We start from the raw sequence: 18,489 nt of genomic DNA on the forward strand, positions 1-18,489 counted from the left end.
CGCAGCGACACCGGAACGCCGCAGCGTAGCGAAGGCGGCCCGCAGGGCGACCGGCGCAGCCGGGCGTAATCCCTCACTCTCCGCCAAATACTGTGAAGGGGCCCGAGAGGCCCCTTTTGCATGTCTGGCCCCCGCGGTCCGGGGATTCGAACCCGAGAGATAGAAAACGATGGTTCGACCGGTGGCGCGCAGCGACACCGGAACGCCGCAGCGTAGCGAAGGCGGCCCGCAGGGCGACCGGCGCAGCCGGGCGTAATCCCTCACGTTCTGTTGTATTCAACAGCACCCGTGGATTCGGCCACAACACTGGAGGTCGGCGGGATATCGATCCCCTGATGGGTCCCCCAACCTGGCATCCATGACCTCGACCTTCGGCGCGCTCTTCCAGTTGGTTATGAGGCCATCGACGGATGCCTGCACCTCGGAAACAGAAAGCCCGGCGCGGGCCCGGGCTTCGGGGGTGGGTTTGGGCTGCCGGGTTCGGGCTAGCCTTTCTCCATCGCCCGGAGTTCGGCTGCCCGCTCGGCGCCCCTCTTCTTGTCGTTCTGCAAGGATTTGATCTCGGCGGGGGTCAGTCGACGGTACGCGGCCGCGCGCGAGGTATCGGCGCCCGGATCGCGTGAGTCGGTCGAGCGGATATCCGAGTGCTTGTTGCCAGCCTTCGGCGAAGTCCTGGTCATGTCGTTCGTGAACCTCTTGCAGCGTTTCAAAGTGGGGCCGATCCGGTCACTCGACATCGGCGACCGGCGCTGGGGCATCATCCCCGCGCCGCGAGGGCTTGCGAGTCGGTGCTGGAGGCAGGGACAGGCCGTGACAATTCCAGCCGTTCCCAGTGCGGCGGCAGGGCGTCGGGGGCATGGGTAACCAGGACGCATTGCCGCCGGTCCAGCCAGGGCTGCAGGCGTTGCAGAATACGCTGGATGGTGGCGCTATCGAGTCCGGAAAAGGGCTCGTCCAGCAACACGATCGGCCGATCCTGCAGGATCAGGGCCGCAAGGGCCAGGCGCTGACGCTGGCCACCGGACAGGTGCTGCCCGCCCTCGCCGATGCGGGCGTCCAGCCCGTCTGCATCTGCGCCCACCCGGTCGGCCAGGTCGACCTGGTGCAGCGCATCCCACAGGGCCGCGTCGGGGTGGTCATCATGCGCACCGGGGGCGAGGATCTCGCGGATGCGGGTGTCCGGCAGGTGCAGCGTCTGCGGGAGATAGCTGATCCGGGCATAGCGGGCATCGACGGGCAGGGCGTCGAGGGGTGTCGAGCCGAGCCGGACCGATCCGCCCAGCGGCGCCTGTTCGCCAGCGAGGGTGTCCAGCAGGGTGCTTTTCCCGCGCCCGCTCGGGGCGGTCACGATCAGAGGCGTTCCGGGTGCGGGCGCCAGGTCCAGCGGGCCGGACAGCGGGCGGCGGCTCTCGAAGCCCGTCACCAGCGCCTGCGTGGACAGCTGTGGGGGTGCCGCCGGGTCAGGCTGTTCGGGGTGGTCGGTCCGGGTGGATCCCTGCGCGATGACATGCCGCACGCGGCGTGCGGCGGCCAGGCTTTCGCCGGCCCGCCACCAGGCGCCGGGCAGGCTGCCCAGCACCTCGCCCAGGCCCAGGGTCATCAGGGGCAACAGGACGGCCACCGGGGCGGAGATCTGCCCGTGGGCGTACCAGTGCAGGGCCAGCAGGAGCATCAGCAGTGAGGAGGCGGCGACCACGGCCTGCACCACGGGCTCGGTCAGTGTGCCCACGGATTCCTGTCGTGTCAGTTGCCGCGCGTGGTCGCGGTTTTGTCGCGCAAGTGTCTGTTCGGTGTCGTGTGCCCGGTGGAAGGCGATCAGCTCGGCCAGGCCTCCGATGTAGTCGGCCAGTGCAATGCGCTCACGGGCCCGGGCGCGCACCAGCTGCCGACTGTCACGCTGCCCGATCCAGGCAAGCAGCAGGGATACCAGCAGGGTCAGGATGCCGGCGGCCAGCAGCAGCGCCGTGGCCGGCCAGGGGGCAAGCCAGGACGCGAGGACCAGTGTGACCAGGAGGCTCAGCGCGGCCGCGACGATCGGGCCGACCACGCGCAATGGCATCGCATCCAGGGTGTCGATGTCGCCGGTCAGTCGGGTCTGCAGATCGCCACTGCGGTAGGCGCGAATCCAGCGGGCGGGGCGGGCCGCCAGGCCACGGAACGTGCGGCCTCGCAGGTCGGCGAGGCTGCGCAGCACCGCCTCGTGGCTGACCAGCCGCTCGGAATATCGCGCCAGCGTGCGCGCGATCGCCGCCGTTCGGATGCCGCCCGAGGGGACGTAGATGTCCAGGGTCGCCAGCAGGCCGGCCCCGGCCAGGGCCGTGGCGGTAATGAACCAGCCCGACAGCGCCAGCAGCACGATCCCGGCGACCCAGGTCAGGGCCAGCAGTGCCCAGGCACCCCAGTACCACAGCTGCCGCTGGCGGAAGACCGCGTGCAGGAAGCGCAGATCGCGCAAGCCGTGCCTATGCATCCGGAGGCCCTCCGAGGTCCAGGGTTCGCCGGCAGCGTGCCTGCACCGCGGTGTGATGCGTGGCCACGACCAGCGTGAGTGCATGTTCCCGCGCCAGGTCGAACAGGGTGTCGAGCAGCGCCTGTTCGGTCTCTGCATCGAGGGCACTGGTGGGTTCGTCCAGCAGCCACAGTCGGTAGCCGGAGAGCAGGCCGCGGGCGATGGCGACGCGCTGGGCCTGGCCCCCGGAGAGACCGCGGCGCTGTTCGCTGATGGCGGTTTCCAGTCCGTCCGGCAGCTCGGCTGCCTGCAGTGGCAGCCCGGCCTGTGCCAGCGCCGATGCCATCTCGGCATCGGGGATGGTCTCGCGTCTGGCCAGTTGCAGATTCTCGCGCAGGGTCCCGTGGAACAGGTGCGCCTGTTGTCCGATCCACACGAACGATTGCGCATCGCCGTGGCGCTGTACGCGCCCCGTGTCCGGTTGCAGGAAGCCCGCACACAGGGCGAGCAGGGTGGATTTCCCGGCGCCACTGGGGCCGGTGATCGCAATGGATTCGCCGGGCTGGATGGTCAGCGTGGTTCGGGGCAGGGCGGGGGCGTCCTGCCCCGGATAGCGCAGGCTGACGGCCTCCAGTTCGAGCAGCGGGCCGCTGCGCGCGGCCGGATCATTCGTGGCCTGATCGACGACCGGGGCCGGGGCCGGGGCCGGGGCCGGGGGCGCGGCTGCGGCCGGGTCGGCGCCGGCAGCGAGGGGTTCGGCGGGCGCGGTCAGCGGGACCAGGGCCTCGGCCGCCGCGAGCGCACCGGCGCGGTCGTGATAGCTCTGCGCGAACTGGCGCAGCGGCAGGAAATATTCCGGGGCCAGCAGCAGGATGAACAGGCCAGTGAACAGGGTCAGCTCCAGCGCCGGTCCGTAATCCAGGGCTCCGAACAGGGCGAAGCCGATATAGATCGCCACCATTCCGATGGCCACGGCACTGAAGAACTCCATCACGGCCGAGGACAGGAAGGCGACCCGCAGGGTCCGCATGGTGAGGCGGCGTTGATGGTGGCTGCGCTCCACCACCTCGGACTGGGTGGCTTCGATTGCTCGGGCGCGGCGCAGCCAGTCGAGGGCGCGGATGCGATCCAGGAAGTGCCCGGCGAGGCGGTCCTGCTCGGCCTGTTGCTGGCGGTGGATCTGTTCGGCCCCCATGCCGACGATGGCCATGAAGGCCGGGATCAGCGGCGCCGCGAACAGCAGCAGCAGGCCCGCCAGCCAGTCCAGCCAGAATACCGTGATCAGGATGGCTACCGGGATCAGGATGACCGCCTGCAGCGCAGGCAGGTAGCGCACGTAGTAGCCGGTCAGGTCCTCGCCGCGGGCCTGAAAGCGTTCGATCCACTCGCCAGTGGTGGCCGCGGTCGCCAGGCGCGCCGGCCCGGCCTCGCGGGCGCGTCGCAAGAGTTCGCTGCGCAGGGCGCCCTTGACCTCGTGAGCCAGGCGCTGGCCGGCCAGATCACGCAGCCCCTGAGCCAGATAGCGCAGTACGATCAGCGCAAGCCCGCCCCCCAGGACCACGGCCACCTCCAGATGCTCCGGCGTGAACAGGGCCCGGTGCACGGCCAGCGCGATGATGGCGGATACGCCGATCGTCGCCCCGGCCGCGACCAGGGAGCCCGCCGCGGACAGCCATAGCCAGTGGCGGTGCGGGCGGGCGCGCTGGCGCAACCACTGCCTTGGGGTGGCATTCATCGTACGCGGACGAACGGCTGTCGGGCGTGCGGTAGCAACGGCCCGGACGCGAGAGTCAACATCACGTGGCGTATCCTTAGCGCAAGTAGCGTCCGCCCAGCATATTGAAGTAAAGCGGCTTGATCATGTGCACCTTCAGGCGCCACCACATCCAGCTCGGTTCACCCTGGTCGATGAAGCGAAAGGTCGGCACCTCCTGCAGGCTGTAGTCGAACTCCACCAGCGCCGCCTTGCCCATCTCGGTGATCAGCGGGCAGGAGGTGTAGCCGTCGAACTCGCGGGAAGGCTCGCGATCCTGGAGGACATCCACGAGGTTGTCCGGCAGTACTGCGCCGTGGGAGCGCACGGTGGAGGCGGTCTTGCCGATCGCGGTGGCGACCACATCGCCGGCACCGAAGATGTTCGGATACCGGGTGTGCTGGAGCGTACGATCGTCCACTGCCAGCCAGCCGCCATCGGCCAGCGCGCCATCCTCCACGGACAGACCAGCCTCGCGTACGAAGCCGTGTGCCCGCATGGGCGGTGTCACATGCAGATAGTCGTAGTCGACGGTCTCCTCGGCACCGTTGGCTGCGCGGAAGGTGGCCTGTCGGGCGTCCACATCCACCGCGCTCAGGAAGCCGCCATCGTTGATTGCGATGCCGCGTTCGGCATAGAGATCCCGTACCATCGTGTCGAAGCGCTGCACGCTGAACAGCTGGTCCGCGCCGGTGTGATAGTGGAACGCGGTATCCCGGCGCTGGCCGGCCCGCTGCAGCAGGCTCTCGGCGATGAAGGTCGCCTTGATCGGGGCACCGGCACACTTGATCGGGGTCCCCGGGATGGTGAAACGCGCTACGCCGCCGCGCTCACCAAAGGCGCGGATCTGGTCATAGGCATCGCGGGCCGCCTCGGCGCTGGCGTAGATACTGGTCAGTCCGGGACGGCCGATGTCCTCGCGGCGCAGGCCGTCGATCGCCTCGAAGTCCAGGTGCAGGCCGGTTGCGACCACCAGGAAGTCGTAATCCAGGTGCCCGCCATCGGCGGTCTCGACACGTTGAGATTCCGGATCGATCGCGGCCACGGCGGAGTGCACCCAGTCCACCCCGCGCGGGATGTAGCGTTCAGTGCGCCGCTGTACCTCACCGATGGCATAGACACCCGCTGCAACCAGGGTCCAGCCGGGCTGGTAATCATGGATCTCGCTGGGCTCCACCACGGTAATGCGGGCGCCGTGCAGCAAGTCGCGCAGGCGCGCAGCCATGGTCAGGCCGGCGGCACCTCCCCCGAGCACGACGATGCGCGCCCGGGTCGAGACGGCGGCCTGGGCGGGTGCGGCCTGGACCCCGGTCGTGGAGGCCAGGCCGGCCGCCCCGGCGATCTTCAGGAAATCGCGGCGGGACAGGCTGCTGCGCTCCATGGCCGCGGCAAGCGCTTCGGTAGACTGACAATGGCGGCTGCTATGTTCGGGCTGAGACATGCTGGATCTCCTCGTCCGGCACCGCGGGTCCTGCGGTGCACTCTCATAAAGAAAAAGCGCGCGTCGGTTGCGCCCCTGTCGCGGCCTCCTTACAAGTTACATGCCAAGTTGCGGAAGGCGGCCATGGCTGCCGTTGGCGGCGGCGTATGCCATAAATGGGCTGCCATTTTTGGCAGAAACAGCGGGCGGGCTGCCACATTGGCAGTCTTCAGGGCGAAGTGGAGGGTTGTTGCCGGCAAGTCCTGGCTTGGCAGGGCGCCAACTACTGCGCCCGGGTGGCGTGGACGGAGGGACTGGCACAGTTTTTGTTAGGAACCCGATCGATGCGTCGCGACGGCGCACGTTAACAATGGAGGAACGCCATGGAGCTCGACCCCATACTGCTATCGCGAATTCAGTTTGCATTCGTGGTCTCGTTTCACGCCATATTCCCGGTCTTCACGATCGGACTGGCGTCCTTTATCGCCTTCCTGGAGTTTCGCGCCTGGAAGACCGGCGATGCGATCTATACCCAGATTTCGAAATTCTGGATCAAGATCTTCGCGGTCGTATTCGGGATGGGCGTGGTCTCCGGTCTGGTGATGTCGTTCCAGTTCGGGACGAACTGGAGCGCCTTCTCTTATGCGACGGCCAACTTCCTTGGACCGGTGCTTTCCTACGAGGTGCTGACGGCCTTTTTCCTGGAGGCGGCCTTCCTCGGTGTGCTGCTGTTCGGGCGTGACCGGGTACCCCAGGGCGTGCACCTGTTCTCCGCGTTGATGGTGGCGCTGGGCACGTTCATCTCCTCGTTCTGGATTCTGGTTGCGAACAGCTGGATGCAGACGCCGGCAGGCTACGAGTTGCAGGAGGGGATCTTTCACGTGACCTCCTGGATCGCGGCGATGTTCAACCCGAGCTTCTGGCCACGTTTCTTCCATATGGGGCTGGCCTCTCTGCTGACGGCGGGCTTTGTGGTTGCCGGGGTCTCGGCCTGGTACCTGCTGCGCCAGCGCGAGGTGGAGCTGAACCGCAAGGCGCTGGGTGTGACCCTTTGGGTGCTGCTGTTCGCGGCTCCGGCTCAGTTGGTCGTGGGTGATATCCACGGTCTCAACACCTTCGAGCATCAGCCGACCAAGGTGGCGGCGATGGAAGGTGTGTGGGAGACCGAACGCGGTGCCCCGCTGTTGTTGTTCGCCATCCCCGATGCGGCCAACGAGACCAACCACTTCGAGATCGGTCTCCCGAAGATGGCCAGCCTCATTCTGACCCATGAGCTGGACGGCGAAGTGCCGGGTCTGCTGGAGGTTCCCGCCGAGGAGCGTCCGCCGGTGGGCATCACCTTCTGGGCGTTCCGCATCATGATCGGGATTGGACTGGTGATGATCGGGTTCGCACTGGTTGGTGGCTGGCTGCGCTTCCGGCGCCGGTTGTTTGACTCCCCGCGCTTCCTCAAAGGGCTTTCGTGGATGATTCCGGCCCCCTTCTTGGCGGTGGTCGCGGGCTGGTTCGTGACCGAGGTCGGGCGTGCACCCTGGCTGGTCTACGGCGTGATGGATCACGCCCAGGGCATAACACCGGCCCTGACCGGCGGCATGGCCCTGTTCACGCTGATTGGCTATGTCGTGGTGTACGCCGCGGTGTTTACCGCAGGGGTCTACTACCTGGTGCGGATCGTGCGCCAGGGTCCGGAACCGGCTGATGCCATGCACGCGCCGGCGCACGCCAAGCGTCCGCTGTCGGCAGCCGACACCTCGATCGACGATGCCGCGATCAGCGGTGAAAGGAGCTAAGTGATGGAAACTACACTTGATATCACACTGATCTGGGTAGTCATCATCGCCGTGGGCGTGATTGCCTACGTGCTGATGGACGGGTTCGACCTCGGGGTGGGGATCCTCTTCCCCTTTGCCCCGGGGGAGACCTCGCGCGATGTGATGATGAACTCGGTCGCCCCGGTCTGGGACGGTAACGAGACCTGGCTGATCCTCGGGGGTGCCGGTTTGCTGGCTGCCTTCCCGCTGGTCTACGCGGTATTCCTGCCCGCGCTTTACATCGGGGTGTTCCTGATGCTGGCGGGGCTGATCTTCCGCGGAGTCGCGTTCGAGTTCCGCTTCAAGGCGCATCGGTCCAGGGGGCTGTGGAACGCCGCCTTTGCGATTGGCTCGGCGGTGGCGGCCTTCGCCCAGGGTGCCGTGGTGGGTGCCTATATCCAGGGCTTCGAGATGGACGGCTTCAGCTTTGCCGGCGGTCCGCTCGACTGGCTGACGCCCTTTACCGTTCTGACGGGTATCGGGCTGCTGGCCGGCTACGCTCTGCTGGGCGCGACCTGGCTGATCCTCAAGACCGAGGGCGAGACCCAGGCCTTTGCCTATCGGGTGACCCCGTGGATGCTGGGCATCGTGCTGCTGGTGTTTGGCGCGGTGAGCCTGATTACGCCGCTTATCGATCCGAAGGTCATGGAGCGCTGGATGGGCACCTGGCAGTATCTCTGGGTACTCCCGGCACTGGCATTGTTCTCTGCCTGGGTGCTGATCCGGGCGGTGCGGCGCCGTGACGAGGGGATCCCGTTCGTTGCCACCATCTTCCTGTTCATCTCGACCTACCTGGGCCTGCTGGTGAGCAAGTGGCCGTACGTGGTCCCGCCGGACTACACCTTCTGGGATGCCGCTTCCTCGCCGGATGCACAGTTGTTCACCCTGATGGGGGCGCTGTTCGTGATCCCGATCGTCCTGGGGTACACGGCGTGGACGTACTGGGTGTTTCGTGGCAAGGTCACGCCCGAGTCCGGGTACCACTAGGCTGGAACGGGAGCACGTCGTGAGACGGCTGAACGTACCTCGCCTGAGTGTGTCTATCGGGCAAAGCCATCGGGGGGCGGCGCGTGCGCCGCCCCCGCTTGATTACGGGCCCATGCGAGAAGACGTGACCATTACCCAATCGGTGCCTGCGGCTCGAGAAGAACCCGATATCCTGATTATCCGGCAAGTGCTGGAAGCCTTCCGCGAACCGGCCATTCTGCTGAGTCGCGATTACCGTATCCTGGCCGCCAACGCGGCCTATCAGCGCGTGTATGGAACCGATGCCCAGGGTTCCTCAAGGACCTGCTATGCGGCATCGCACGGATACAAGCGCCCATGTGATGAGGCGGGCGAGGCCTGCCCTCTGCAGGCGGCCCTGACCAGTCGCCGCCGAGAACGGGTATTGCACGTGCACCACACCGCGCAAGGGCGCGAGCATGTGGATGTCGAGCTGACCCCGATCCTGGGGGCCGACGGCGAGGTTCTGTATCTGATCGAGCATTTGCACCACCTGCCCACATCCAGCCCCCAGCAGGGGAGGACGAGCCTCGTCGGTCGATCGCGTGCGTTCAACGCGATGCTGTCCATGATCAGTCGAGTGGCCCCGAGCAATGCCTCGGCGCTGTTACTGGGCGAGTCCGGTACGGGCAAGGAACTGATTGCCCGCGCCATTCACGAAGACAGCCCACGCCGGGACAAGCCGTTTGTCGCGGTCGAGTGTTCCGGCCTGACCGAGACCCTGTTCGAGAGCGAACTCTTCGGACACGAGAAGGGTGCATTCACCGGCGCCGGGTCTGCCAAGATCGGGCTGGTGGAGGCGGCGGCCGGTGGCACGCTGTTTTTGGACGAAGTGGGTGATATCCCGCTCGGCCAGCAGGTAAAGCTGCTGCGACTGCTGGAGACCCACGCCTACCGAAGGGTGGGGGGGATCGAATCGCGCCGGGCCGATTTTCGTCTGGTCTGTGCGACCCACCGCGATCTGGAGGCCATGGTCCGCTCCGGCGAGTTTCGCGAGGACCTCTTTTATCGCATCAACACCTTTCCGATCGAGATACCCAGCCTGCGCCAGCGCAGCGAAGACATCCCGCTGCTGGTTGAGGCCATGCTGGATCGCTCCGAGCTCAAGCCGCGTCCTGCCGTGGCGGAAGAAACCCTGCGACACCTGCAGCGCTACACCTTCCCCGGCAATGTCCGCGAGCTGCGGAACATCCTCGAGCGCGCCGCGTTGCTGGCGGACGGCGGGCCGATTCGGCCGGAACACCTGCCGGAAGCAGTGCGGGCACAGTGCGCCGGACAGCCGACGAAAGAGCCGGGCAGTGACGACCTGGTACACCCCCTGGAGCTGCGTCCGCTGGAAGAAATCGAGCGTGAGTACCTGCGCCACGCCCTGACCGTACACGACGGCGATCGCCGTAGCCTTGCACAGCGCCTGGGAATGAGCGAGCGCAGCCTGTACCGGCGGCTGCGGGACCTGGACGCGAGCGAGTGATCCCCTGAGAGACAACCCATGCGCCGTTTTCCTGGAAAGGGGCCGGCTCTTCGTTAGATACAGACTATTAATAAGTTAGAAAAATAGTAATAGCTAATGAAGGTGCCCCGCGTTAGATTGGTTTCCACGCGGAGCCGAACAGCCCCCGCGACTTTCAAACCACTGAATGACAGTCATTAAAGGAGAACCTCATGGCACTTCGTCTGGGTGATACCACACCGAATTTTCAGATTGACACCACCAAGGGCAAGATCGATTTCCACGAGTGGATCGGCGACTCCTGGTGCTTCTTCTTCAGTCATCCGGCCGACTTCACCCCGGTGTGCACCACCGAAATGGGTCGTACCGCGCAGCTCGCCAAGCAGTTCGCGGACCGCAACGTGAAGCCGCTGGGTCTGTCGACCGATACCGTCGACGAACACAACAAGTGGATCGAGGACGTCAACGATACCCAGAACACCACGCTGGAGTTCCCGATCGTTGCGGACGCCGACAAGAAGATCTCCGAGCTCTACGAGATGATCCACCCCGGCGAGAGCGAGACCGCCGCCGTGCGTTCGGTCTACATCATCGACCCGAACAAGAAGATCCGGCTGATGATGACCTACCCGATGTCGGTAGGCCGCAACTTCGACGAGATCCTGCGCGTGATCGATGCGCTGCAGACCGGTGACAAGCACGGCATCGCGACGCCGGCCGACTGGACCCCGGGTGCTCGCGTGATCATCCCGCCGACGGTCAGCAACGAAGACGCGGAGAAGAAGTTCCCGCAGGGTTTCGAAGAGATCCGCTCCTACCTGCGCTACACCCAGGTCTGATCGGACCGGACACCCGTACCGGCCGAGCACCGCCCGGCGGTACGGGTTTGTCATTACCAGAAAAGGCCCCGATTCGGGGCCTTTTCTGCGTTCGCGTGGGGCTCAGTTGCCGAGACTGGCCAGGCGGTTGGGCTCGAGGATCTCGATCCAGTAACCGTCCACGTCCTTCACGAAGGCGATGTCCTTCAGGCCGCCTTCATCCGGCCGTTTCACGAACGCCACGTCATTCTGGTCGAACCAGCGCACGGCCGCGTCCAGGTCCGGGACCGAAAAGCAGATGTGGCCGAAGCCCTGCGGGTCCGCGTTGCCGTCGTGGTAGTGGAAGTCCGCATCCTTCTCGGTGCCGTAGTTGTAGGTCAACTCCAGGATGCCGCGCTGGTTGAACATCCACCGGGTAGCCTCGCGACCATCCCTGGGCGGCTGCGGTTCGTCCTCGCCGAGCTGCGCCAGAAAATAGAGCGTGAACTCGAACTCCGGGAAATCCAGCGTCTTGACCAGCTGCATGCCGAACACACGCTGGTAGAAATCCAGCGCCTTCTGTGGATCCTTTACCCGCAGCATGGTGTGGTTGAAACGAAAACCGGCGGTCGGGTTGTCACTCATGGCGCGTCCTTGTATTCCGGAAAGGGGTACGTCGGAGACTGGAACACGGCCGTCCGGGTTCCCTCAAGTGTCGTTGTCACGTCGCCCACGCTCCCCACGACACGACACGACACGACACGACACGACACGACAAACACTGCCAGGCCCGGCACGGCCGGAACCCCCGCCCGCGAGCCCCTCACACCCCACGCGGCATCGGAATGGTCCTGTAGGAGCCACCTCGGCGGCGAAGCCCCTGCCGGGGTTTGGGTCTGACGCGGGCGGGGACTTCGCCTGCAAGCAGGCTCCAACGGTATGGGGGATGAACGGGTCGTCTTTCAGGCTGCAGCGCAGCGGAGAGCCGGGGTTTCCCGGGGCTCGCGAGGTGTGCGGCGGCATGGTTACTGCCGGCAGAAGGGCCCGACCTGATAGAACCGGCGGCAGCGGAACTCGGATTCACAGCTCGCCAATTGCGACTCGTACCGGGCAGCGCGCTGCGCGACCTGGCGCGCCGCGGCCTGCACTTGCGGCTTGTTCCTATAGCTGCCGCGGCTATAGCCGCCCTGACCCTCGTGGTAGGCCAGGTACAGGTGCTCGGCATTGTGCAGGGAGACCCCCGTCATCCGCTGAGTGCGCGCGTTGTACCACCCGATAAAGTCGGTCGCGTGCTTCATGTGCGTGCGCCGCGCCATGCGGCTGCCGGCCTCTTCGCGGTATTCGCCCCATACCGGGTCCTGCGCCTGTGCGTAGCCATAGGCAGAGGACGGCCGACGCCACGGAATGACGCCCAGCAGACGCTCGCGCTCCGGTCGGACATGGCTCCGGAAAGACGACTCCTGCTGGATGAACGCCATCTGCGTGGCGATAGGCGTGCCCCATTCGCGTTCGGAGTCGCGCGCGTGATCGTACCAGCGCGGTTGCTCGCGGAAGATCTCGCAAATATTGCTCTGATCCGACGGCGGCGATGGCGCCAGCGTCGCACAGCCTGCCGTGATCGCGGCCAGCGCCACTAGCGTCCCGGCGCGCACGCCGGCAGCCGTTCTGCCGCGCCATTGGCTCCGCTTTGCCTTGTCCACCCAAATCTCCCGCCCGGTTCGCTCTGTGCCCGGGGAAACCATGATTAATGCCTCCTCAGCAGTATAAGACACCGCCGCCGGCCAGAAAGTAGCGCAAACAGACCCCATACCCCCATGCGGGATGGGCATGGCCCTCTGGGAGCCGCCTTGGCGGCGAAGCCCCTGCCGGGGTTTGGTCTGGCGCGGGCGGGGGCTTCGCCTGCAAGCAGGCTCCTGCGGGGCCGTGCGGGGCGGGATGGTTTTGTAGGAGCCGCCTCGGCGGCGAAGCCCCTGCCGGGGTCTGGTCTGATGCGGGCGGGGGCTTCGCCTGCAAGCAGGCTCCTACGGGGCCGTGCGGGCCGGGATGGTTTTGCAGGAGCCGCCTTGGCGGCGAAGCCCCTGCCAGAGCCAGCCAACCACGAGAGCCTGATATCCTCGTGCGTGAAACGGGATACAGAAGGAGGCCCCATGCCACGGAAGGCACACGGGCACCGGCTGCGACATGGTCGCTTCAGCGAGCCGGGCCGCGTCTATCTGGTCACTGCGGTTTGCGCCGCACGGCAGCCATGGTTTGCCGATCTCGCCCGAGGGCGATGTTGTGTGCGTGCGTTGCGCGAGGCCGACGCTATCGCGCACACCTTGTGCTTCGTCATCATGCCGGACCACATGCACTGGCTGGTACAGCTGGATCATGGCGACCTCTCGACGGTCGTGCAGAAGGTCAAGGCGTCCACCACGCGCCGCATCGCGGGCATGCAGGGTGTGCGCTGCAGGGTATGGCAGAGGGGATTCCATGATCGCGCCCTGCGCCGGGAAGAGGACCTGAAGGTGATGGCTCGTTATGTGGTCGCCAACCCATTGCGTGCGGGATTGGTCCACAATTTGGGTGATTACCCGTTATGGGACGCGGTCTGGCTGTAGCAAGATGAGGCGGGTAGGGGCATTCGCCTGCAAGCAGGCTCCTACGGGGCCGTGCGGGCCGGGATGGTTTTGTGGGAGCCGCCTTGGCGGCGAAGCGCCCGCTGGCTCAGCCACTTGCAGGCACAAAATAGCGCTTCGAGCACGAGTGCGCACGTTAATCAGTGTTTCCTTGAGACTACGAATGAAAAAGAGGCGCTTTAGAGCATGCTGAATTGGGGGCTGAACAGGCTTCTTGAGCTTCCGCGTGCGTACAAGCGCTGGTTGATGGTGCTGGCGGACGTCATCATGCTGCCCCTCGCGCTCTGGTCCGGTTTCGCGATTCGGCTCGCTGAACCGTTTCCGCCGATCATGCTTCAGACCTGGTGGCTTTTCCCGCTGGTCGTCGTGGTGGGCGTCCCGCTGTTCGTGAAGCTGGGGCTGTACCGGGCGGTGATCCGGTTCATGGGGTCGCGCACGATTTGGGCTGTAGGCTCCGGCGTTGTTGTGCTCGCGCTCGTACTGTGGGCTGCGGCGGCGATCGGGAAGGTGGACGACTTTCCTCGATCCGTGCCGGTTAATTTTGCGATCGTCGCCTTCATCTACGTTGGTGGTAGCCGTTTCTTGATGCGTGCGCTGTACCGTTCGGTACTGGCGCATGATGCGGGCGCGGAGCCTGTGGTGATTTACGGGGCGGGTGAGGCAGGGGTTCAGCTATTGTCGGGGCTTAAATCCGGGGGACGCTTTCGGGTGGTGGCCTTTCTGGATGATGACGAAACCCTGCAAGGCAGCTCAATAGACGGTATTCCGGTTCGGGACCTGTCGGCACTGGATCATTTGATAAAACGCTGGGGCCTGCGGCGCCTGTTGCTTGCAATCCCATCTGCGAGCCGGGCAGAGCGCCGCGATCTTCTGGAGCGCCTCGAAGCGTGCCCCCTGTACATTCAGACAGTGCCGTCGATGAATGCGGTGGTATCCGGCCGGGCCCGACTCGACCAACTGGAAGATATCGACATCGCCGACTTGCTCGGGCGCGACCCGGTTCCACCGGATCATGCTCTGTTAAAAGCCAGTATCGAAGACCATGTGGTGATGGTTACTGGGGCGGGGGGGTCGATCGGGTCAGAGCTTTGTCGCCGAATCCTACGCTTGAAACCGCGTTTGCTCGTGCTGTACGAGCGCAACGAATATTTGCTCTATCGCATTGAGCGCGACCTGGAAGTGCTGGCCGACCAGAAAGGACTGGATGTACCGCTGGTGGCCCTGTTGGGCTCGGTTGCAAATCCACGGCGGGTGCACACTGTGCTGGAGGAGTATCGTGTGCAGACGCTTTATCACGCTGCAGCATACAAACACGTGCCGATTGTGGAGTTCAACATGATCGAGGGCGTGCGAAACAATGTCTTTGGTACGGCGATCCTTGCCGACGCAGCGATCAGGGTGGGGGTCGAGCGCTTCATCCTCATCTCCACCGACAAGGCCGTGCGGCCGACCAACGTGATGGGGGCGACCAAGCGCCTGGCCGAGATGGTCCTGCAGGATCGCGCGCGCCAGCAGACAGGCACCATCTTCAGTATGGTGCGCTTCGGGAATGTGCTGGGTTCCTCGGGCTCAGTGGTGCCGCTGTTTCATCAGCAGATCCGCGATGGCGGACCGGTTACGGTCACCCACCCGGAGATCACCCGCTATTTCATGTCCATCCCGGAGGCTGCAGAACTCGTCATCCAGGCAGGGGCCATGGCTGAAGGAGGGGAGGTCTTCGTGCTGGATATGGGCAGCCCCGTGCGTATCGTGGATCTGGCTCACCGCATGATTCGGCTTCATGGCTATCAGGTGAAACAGAACGGAGAACCCGAGGACGGGATCGAGGTCGTCTACACCGGTTTGCGGCCGGGTGAAAAACTCTACGAAGAGCTCCTGATCGGGGACAATGTCGTCGGTACATCGCACCCCAAGATCATGCGTGCACACGAATCCTGCGTCGACTCAGGGGAAGTACAGTACGCGCTGGATGCCCTGGACCTGGCCGAGCGCGAAATGAGTACGGAGATTGCCTTTCGGGTGCTCAAACGGGTTGTGGTGGAATACGCACCCATTCCGGCAGGGCGCGAATCGTCGCAGAGCCCCGCGGGGATACGAGCGAACATCAACAATGACTAATGAAGGATGCAGGGATGAAGATCGCAGTTGCCGGAACCGGATACGTCGGGCTTTCCAATGCCGTCCTGCTCGCGCAGAACCACGAGGTCGTAGCGCTGGATCTGGTGCCGGAAAAGGTGGAACAGATCAATCGTCGACAGTCGCCCATTGTCGATGCGGAGATTCAGGATTTCCTCGAAAACCGCGAGCTGAACCTCAAGGCCACGCTGGACAAGCAAGAGGCTTACGAAGGGGCAGAGTTCGTGATCATTGCCACACCCACAGACTACGACCCGCAGACCAATTACTTCAATACGTCTACCGTGGAATCGGTGATTCGCGATGTCAATGCGATTAATTCGCATGCGGTGATGGTGATCAAGTCCACCGTACCCGTTGGTTACACGCTCGAGATCAGGGCGCGGATGTCCACCGACAACATCCTGTTCTCGCCGGAGTTCCTGCGAGAGGGCCGGGCGCTTTACGACAACCTACACCCGTCGCGCATTATCGTTGGTGAGCAGTCCGAGCGCGCCGAGACCTTCGCCGGGCTCCTGGCCGAAGGCGCGATCACGACGGACATACCGATCCTGTTTACAAGCCCGACCGAAGCCGAAGCGATCAAGCTGTTTGCCAACACCTACCTGGCCATGCGTGTTGCGTACTTCAACGAGCTCGATTCCTATGCGGAAACCCATGCGCTCGACACCCGCCAGATCATCGATGGCGTATGCCTGGACCCACGTATCGGGAGTCATTACAACAACCCGTCTTTCGGCTACGGCGGATATTGTTTGCCCAAAGATACCAAGCAGTTGCTGGCCAATTATGATGAGGTTCCGAACAACCTGATCGGGGCAATCGTCGAGGCCAATCGAACGCGCAAGGACTTCATTGCAGACGCTGTTATTGGGCGGAACCCCAAGACCGTGGGCATTTATCGTCTGGTGATGAAGAGCGGCTCTGACAATTTCCGGGCCTCCGCGATACAGGGCGTGATGAAACGCATCAAGGCCAAGGGCATCGAGGTGATCGTCTACGAACCCGAACTTGCGGAAGACGAATTTTACCGTTCCCGAGTCATCCGCGACCTCGACAAGTTCAAGCGGGAGGCCGACGTGATCCTGGCCAACCGCATCACCGATGACATCCGAGACCAGGTCGAGAAGATCTACACTCGGGACCTCTTTAACAGCGATTGAGCCGTTCCGCTCCGCCAGGAGGCCGTCGCTGAAGAGTGCCCGCGTGCGAGGCCGACGGGGCCCTGTCGCCTCCCGAGTACGAAAAAATAGCCGAGTAAGTCGCCAGGTGTTCTGTATTTTAGTTTTTTTCCATCAGGATAATCTTTTGAACGGTACGATATCGGCTTTCAAGTCCCATGGAAAAGTTCTTGAGGAATAAGGGTATGAGTAAGAGTGAGGCCAGAGCAGGTCGGGAAGGCGGTGCGGAAAGAACCCCTGCCATCCTGTTTCTGGCGAATCTATCCGACAAGCCGCTGGATTCTTGGCTGAAAGCGGCGGCACTCGAAGCAGAGCAGCCCTGGTCCGAGTCGGTTGTGAGTAATATTGCCGGTGTCAAGAAAGTCCTGGAGCAGTACCCGTTCGCGCATGTGGTGGTGAGTTACACGTCTCCCGACGAATGGATTGCCCGTTTGCTTACGGCGGGCTTGGCGCCCTCGCGTGCCTTGGAAAGCTGGCGTAACGACATGGATCAGCTTCTGGCGCTTTATGGACAGCACCATAGCCGCCTCACGCTTGTACGGTGGGAATTGTTGCTGGAGCGTTCAGCATGGTTCATGGAGCAGCTCAGCGAGCGCAGCGGGATCCATTTGCGTGAGCCCGGTGCCGTGACCGTTCCCCCGTTGGAAGAAGCCCAGGGGGAGTCTCGCCTGCGAGTTGTCATGCATCGGCTTTTGGCGCTGCAGGCTTTGGATCAGGGGCAGGCGTTTGAGCTAGTCAAGGAGGTTGAGGCGTGTTCTCTGCCTTTGGATAAAAAGGCTGCTGGACTGGACGCCCTGGATCAGTGGTATGACGAGCTGGAAGACCTCCGCGAAGAGATGCTGAGTGTGGTCGTTGAAAATAAACATGGGGAATCCGAGTCTGAGCTAGAGCGCGTGCGTGAGGAAAACGCAATATTGCTTGAACAGCTTCACCAGGTTCAGGAAACGCTTGAACGCAACGTGCGGGCCAAGAACGAACAAGTGGGTCGCATCAAAAACCTGGAAGCGGATATTTATAGCAAGAAAGCGAAGCTGAAGGAGATTTATGGCTCCAGGTCCTGGAAAATCACGGCTCCGCTGCGTAAGACCTTGAATGTATTCCGCGGCAGGAAATCGACCTAATGAATGAAGCGATCAGGAATGTTGTTCATATTGGCGCTGGTGAAGCCCGTGATCTCGATGAGCTTCTGCAGCACCAGCCCGAGAGTATTCACCTGCTGGAACCCAATCCAGAATACCGTGCACATCTGGAGCGACTCTCTGCGAAGTACGACAACGTATACTTTTATCCTTGGGCAGTCTCCGAGTTTGGGGGAACCCGGAACCTGAACATATTCAACCTTCCTTATCTGTCGAGTCTGCACCAACCCAGCGGCATTCAGCGGATCTTCCCCGGATTGAAGCAAACACAGGCTGTCCCTGTAGAAAGCTATACGGCCAGTGAGCTGATTGAGCTGCTTGGGTGGGCCGACCAGGAAGACAATTTCCTGTTGCTGGAGGTTGCGGGAGAAGAGTTTAACGTGCTCAAGGAGCTCGCAGAACAGGGCTTGTTGCGTGGCTTTAGTCGTTTGGACGTATGGATTGGCACGAGCCCACTATACGTCAACGCTGCCAGTCAGGATGAACTGCAAGAGTGGCTGGAAGGGCAAGGCTACGACCTTGCCAGTAGTGGCGAGACTGACGAGCCGAGTCAGCCGCGATTGAGTTTCCGACTCAATCGCCATCGCCTGCGTCAGGAGGCAGTGGAAGAAGAGCTGGAGGAAAGCAAGGGGCAACTTCGGTCGTTGGCAAGTGAACACGAAGCCCTCAAGGAGCTTCAAGCTTCTCTGGAGCAGGCATACGAGCAGCTCAAGCGGGAACACGAAGAGGA

15 protein-coding genes are annotated in these 18,489 nt (G+C 63.7%); 9 read left to right on the forward strand and 6 right to left on the reverse strand.

Annotation, left to right across the window (positions count from 1 at the left end; all coding sequences use genetic code 11):
• Window positions 1-485 precede the first annotated feature (485 nt).
• The 4 genes from G332_RS0112340 to G332_RS0112355 form a co-directional block, all read right to left on the reverse strand.
• Complete coding sequence (locus G332_RS0112340) at window positions 486-761, reverse strand: hypothetical protein (protein WP_019627303.1); 276 nt, start codon at window positions 759-761, stop codon at window positions 486-488.
• A complete protein-coding gene (gene cydC / locus G332_RS0112345; RefSeq protein ID WP_026340841.1) occupies window positions 758-2,470 on the reverse strand; it encodes a thiol reductant ABC exporter subunit CydC in 1,713 nt (570 codons plus the stop codon). Before cydC ends, G332_RS0112340 begins: the two co-directional genes overlap by 4 nt.
• Window positions 2,463-4,184 carry a thiol reductant ABC exporter subunit CydD gene (gene cydD, locus G332_RS0112350; protein WP_026340842.1) on the reverse strand — a complete coding sequence of 574 codons (1,722 nt, stop codon included), beginning with the start codon at window positions 4,182-4,184 and terminating at the stop codon, window positions 2,463-2,465. Before cydD ends, cydC begins: the two co-directional genes overlap by 8 nt.
• Window positions 4,185-4,260: 76 nt before the next feature.
• Window positions 4,261-5,643 carry an NAD(P)/FAD-dependent oxidoreductase gene (locus G332_RS0112355; RefSeq protein WP_026340843.1) on the reverse strand — a complete coding sequence of 461 codons (1,383 nt, stop codon included), beginning with the start codon at window positions 5,641-5,643 and terminating at the stop codon, window positions 4,261-4,263.
• A gap of 362 nt (window positions 5,644-6,005) precedes the next feature.
• Between G332_RS0112355 and G332_RS0112360 the strand changes: the two genes are divergently transcribed.
• From G332_RS0112360 to G332_RS0112375, 4 genes are all read left to right on the forward strand, one after another.
• The gene (locus G332_RS0112360; RefSeq protein WP_019627307.1) at window positions 6,006-7,412 is read left to right on the forward strand and encodes a cytochrome ubiquinol oxidase subunit I; all 1,407 of its coding nucleotides are present in this window, start codon (window positions 6,006-6,008) and stop codon (window positions 7,410-7,412) included.
• Between the two features lie 3 nt (window positions 7,413-7,415).
• Window positions 7,416-8,420 (forward strand): cytochrome d ubiquinol oxidase subunit II, encoded by a 1,005-nt coding sequence (cydB, locus tag G332_RS0112365; protein ID WP_019627308.1) that lies wholly within the window; start codon window positions 7,416-7,418, stop codon window positions 8,418-8,420.
• 112 nt (window positions 8,421-8,532) lie between these two features.
• A complete protein-coding gene (locus tag G332_RS0112370; RefSeq protein WP_019627309.1) occupies window positions 8,533-9,909 on the forward strand; it encodes a sigma-54-dependent Fis family transcriptional regulator in 1,377 nt (458 codons plus the stop codon).
• A 191-nt stretch (window positions 9,910-10,100) separates the two neighbouring features.
• A complete protein-coding gene (locus G332_RS0112375) occupies window positions 10,101-10,727 on the forward strand; it encodes a peroxiredoxin (protein ID WP_019627310.1) in 627 nt (208 codons plus the stop codon).
• A gap of 102 nt (window positions 10,728-10,829) precedes the next feature.
• On the opposite strand, the gene gloA is transcribed toward G332_RS0112375, so the two are convergent.
• Both gloA and G332_RS0112385 read right to left on the reverse strand, forming a co-directional pair.
• Entirely contained in the window at window positions 10,830-11,330 is a 501-nt protein-coding gene (gene gloA, locus G332_RS0112380; protein ID WP_019627311.1) for a lactoylglutathione lyase, read from the reverse strand.
• A gap of 380 nt (window positions 11,331-11,710) precedes the next feature.
• Window positions 11,711-12,337 (reverse strand): lysozyme-like domain containing protein, encoded by a 627-nt coding sequence (locus G332_RS0112385; RefSeq protein WP_196800069.1) that lies wholly within the window; start codon window positions 12,335-12,337, stop codon window positions 11,711-11,713.
• 495 nt (window positions 12,338-12,832) lie between these two features.
• On the opposite strand from G332_RS0112385, the gene G332_RS0112390 reads away from it, so the two are divergent.
• The 5 genes from G332_RS0112390 to G332_RS13580 all read left to right on the forward strand — a co-directional run.
• Entirely contained in the window at window positions 12,833-13,285 is a 453-nt protein-coding gene (locus G332_RS0112390) for a transposase (protein WP_026340845.1), read from the forward strand.
• A 204-nt stretch (window positions 13,286-13,489) separates the two neighbouring features.
• Window positions 13,490-15,421 carry a nucleoside-diphosphate sugar epimerase/dehydratase gene (locus G332_RS0112395; RefSeq protein WP_019627314.1) on the forward strand — a complete coding sequence of 644 codons (1,932 nt, stop codon included), beginning with the start codon at window positions 13,490-13,492 and terminating at the stop codon, window positions 15,419-15,421.
• 14 nt (window positions 15,422-15,435) lie between these two features.
• Window positions 15,436-16,602: a nucleotide sugar dehydrogenase gene (locus G332_RS0112400; RefSeq protein ID WP_019627315.1), complete on the forward strand. Its 1,167-nt coding sequence runs from the start codon at window positions 15,436-15,438 to the stop codon at window positions 16,600-16,602.
• A gap of 203 nt (window positions 16,603-16,805) precedes the next feature.
• Complete coding sequence (locus G332_RS13000) at window positions 16,806-17,741, forward strand: hypothetical protein (protein WP_019627316.1); 936 nt, start codon at window positions 16,806-16,808, stop codon at window positions 17,739-17,741.
• Window positions 17,741-18,489: hypothetical protein (locus G332_RS13580; RefSeq protein WP_156000869.1), on the forward strand; the 749-nt coding region annotated here is incomplete at its 3' end. The genes G332_RS13000 and G332_RS13580, both read left to right, overlap by 1 nt.

Origin of the sequence: Thioalkalivibrio sp. ALJT (genome assembly GCF_000381825.1) — a bacterium.
Classification (GTDB): Bacteria; Pseudomonadota; Gammaproteobacteria; order Ectothiorhodospirales; family Ectothiorhodospiraceae; genus Thioalkalivibrio.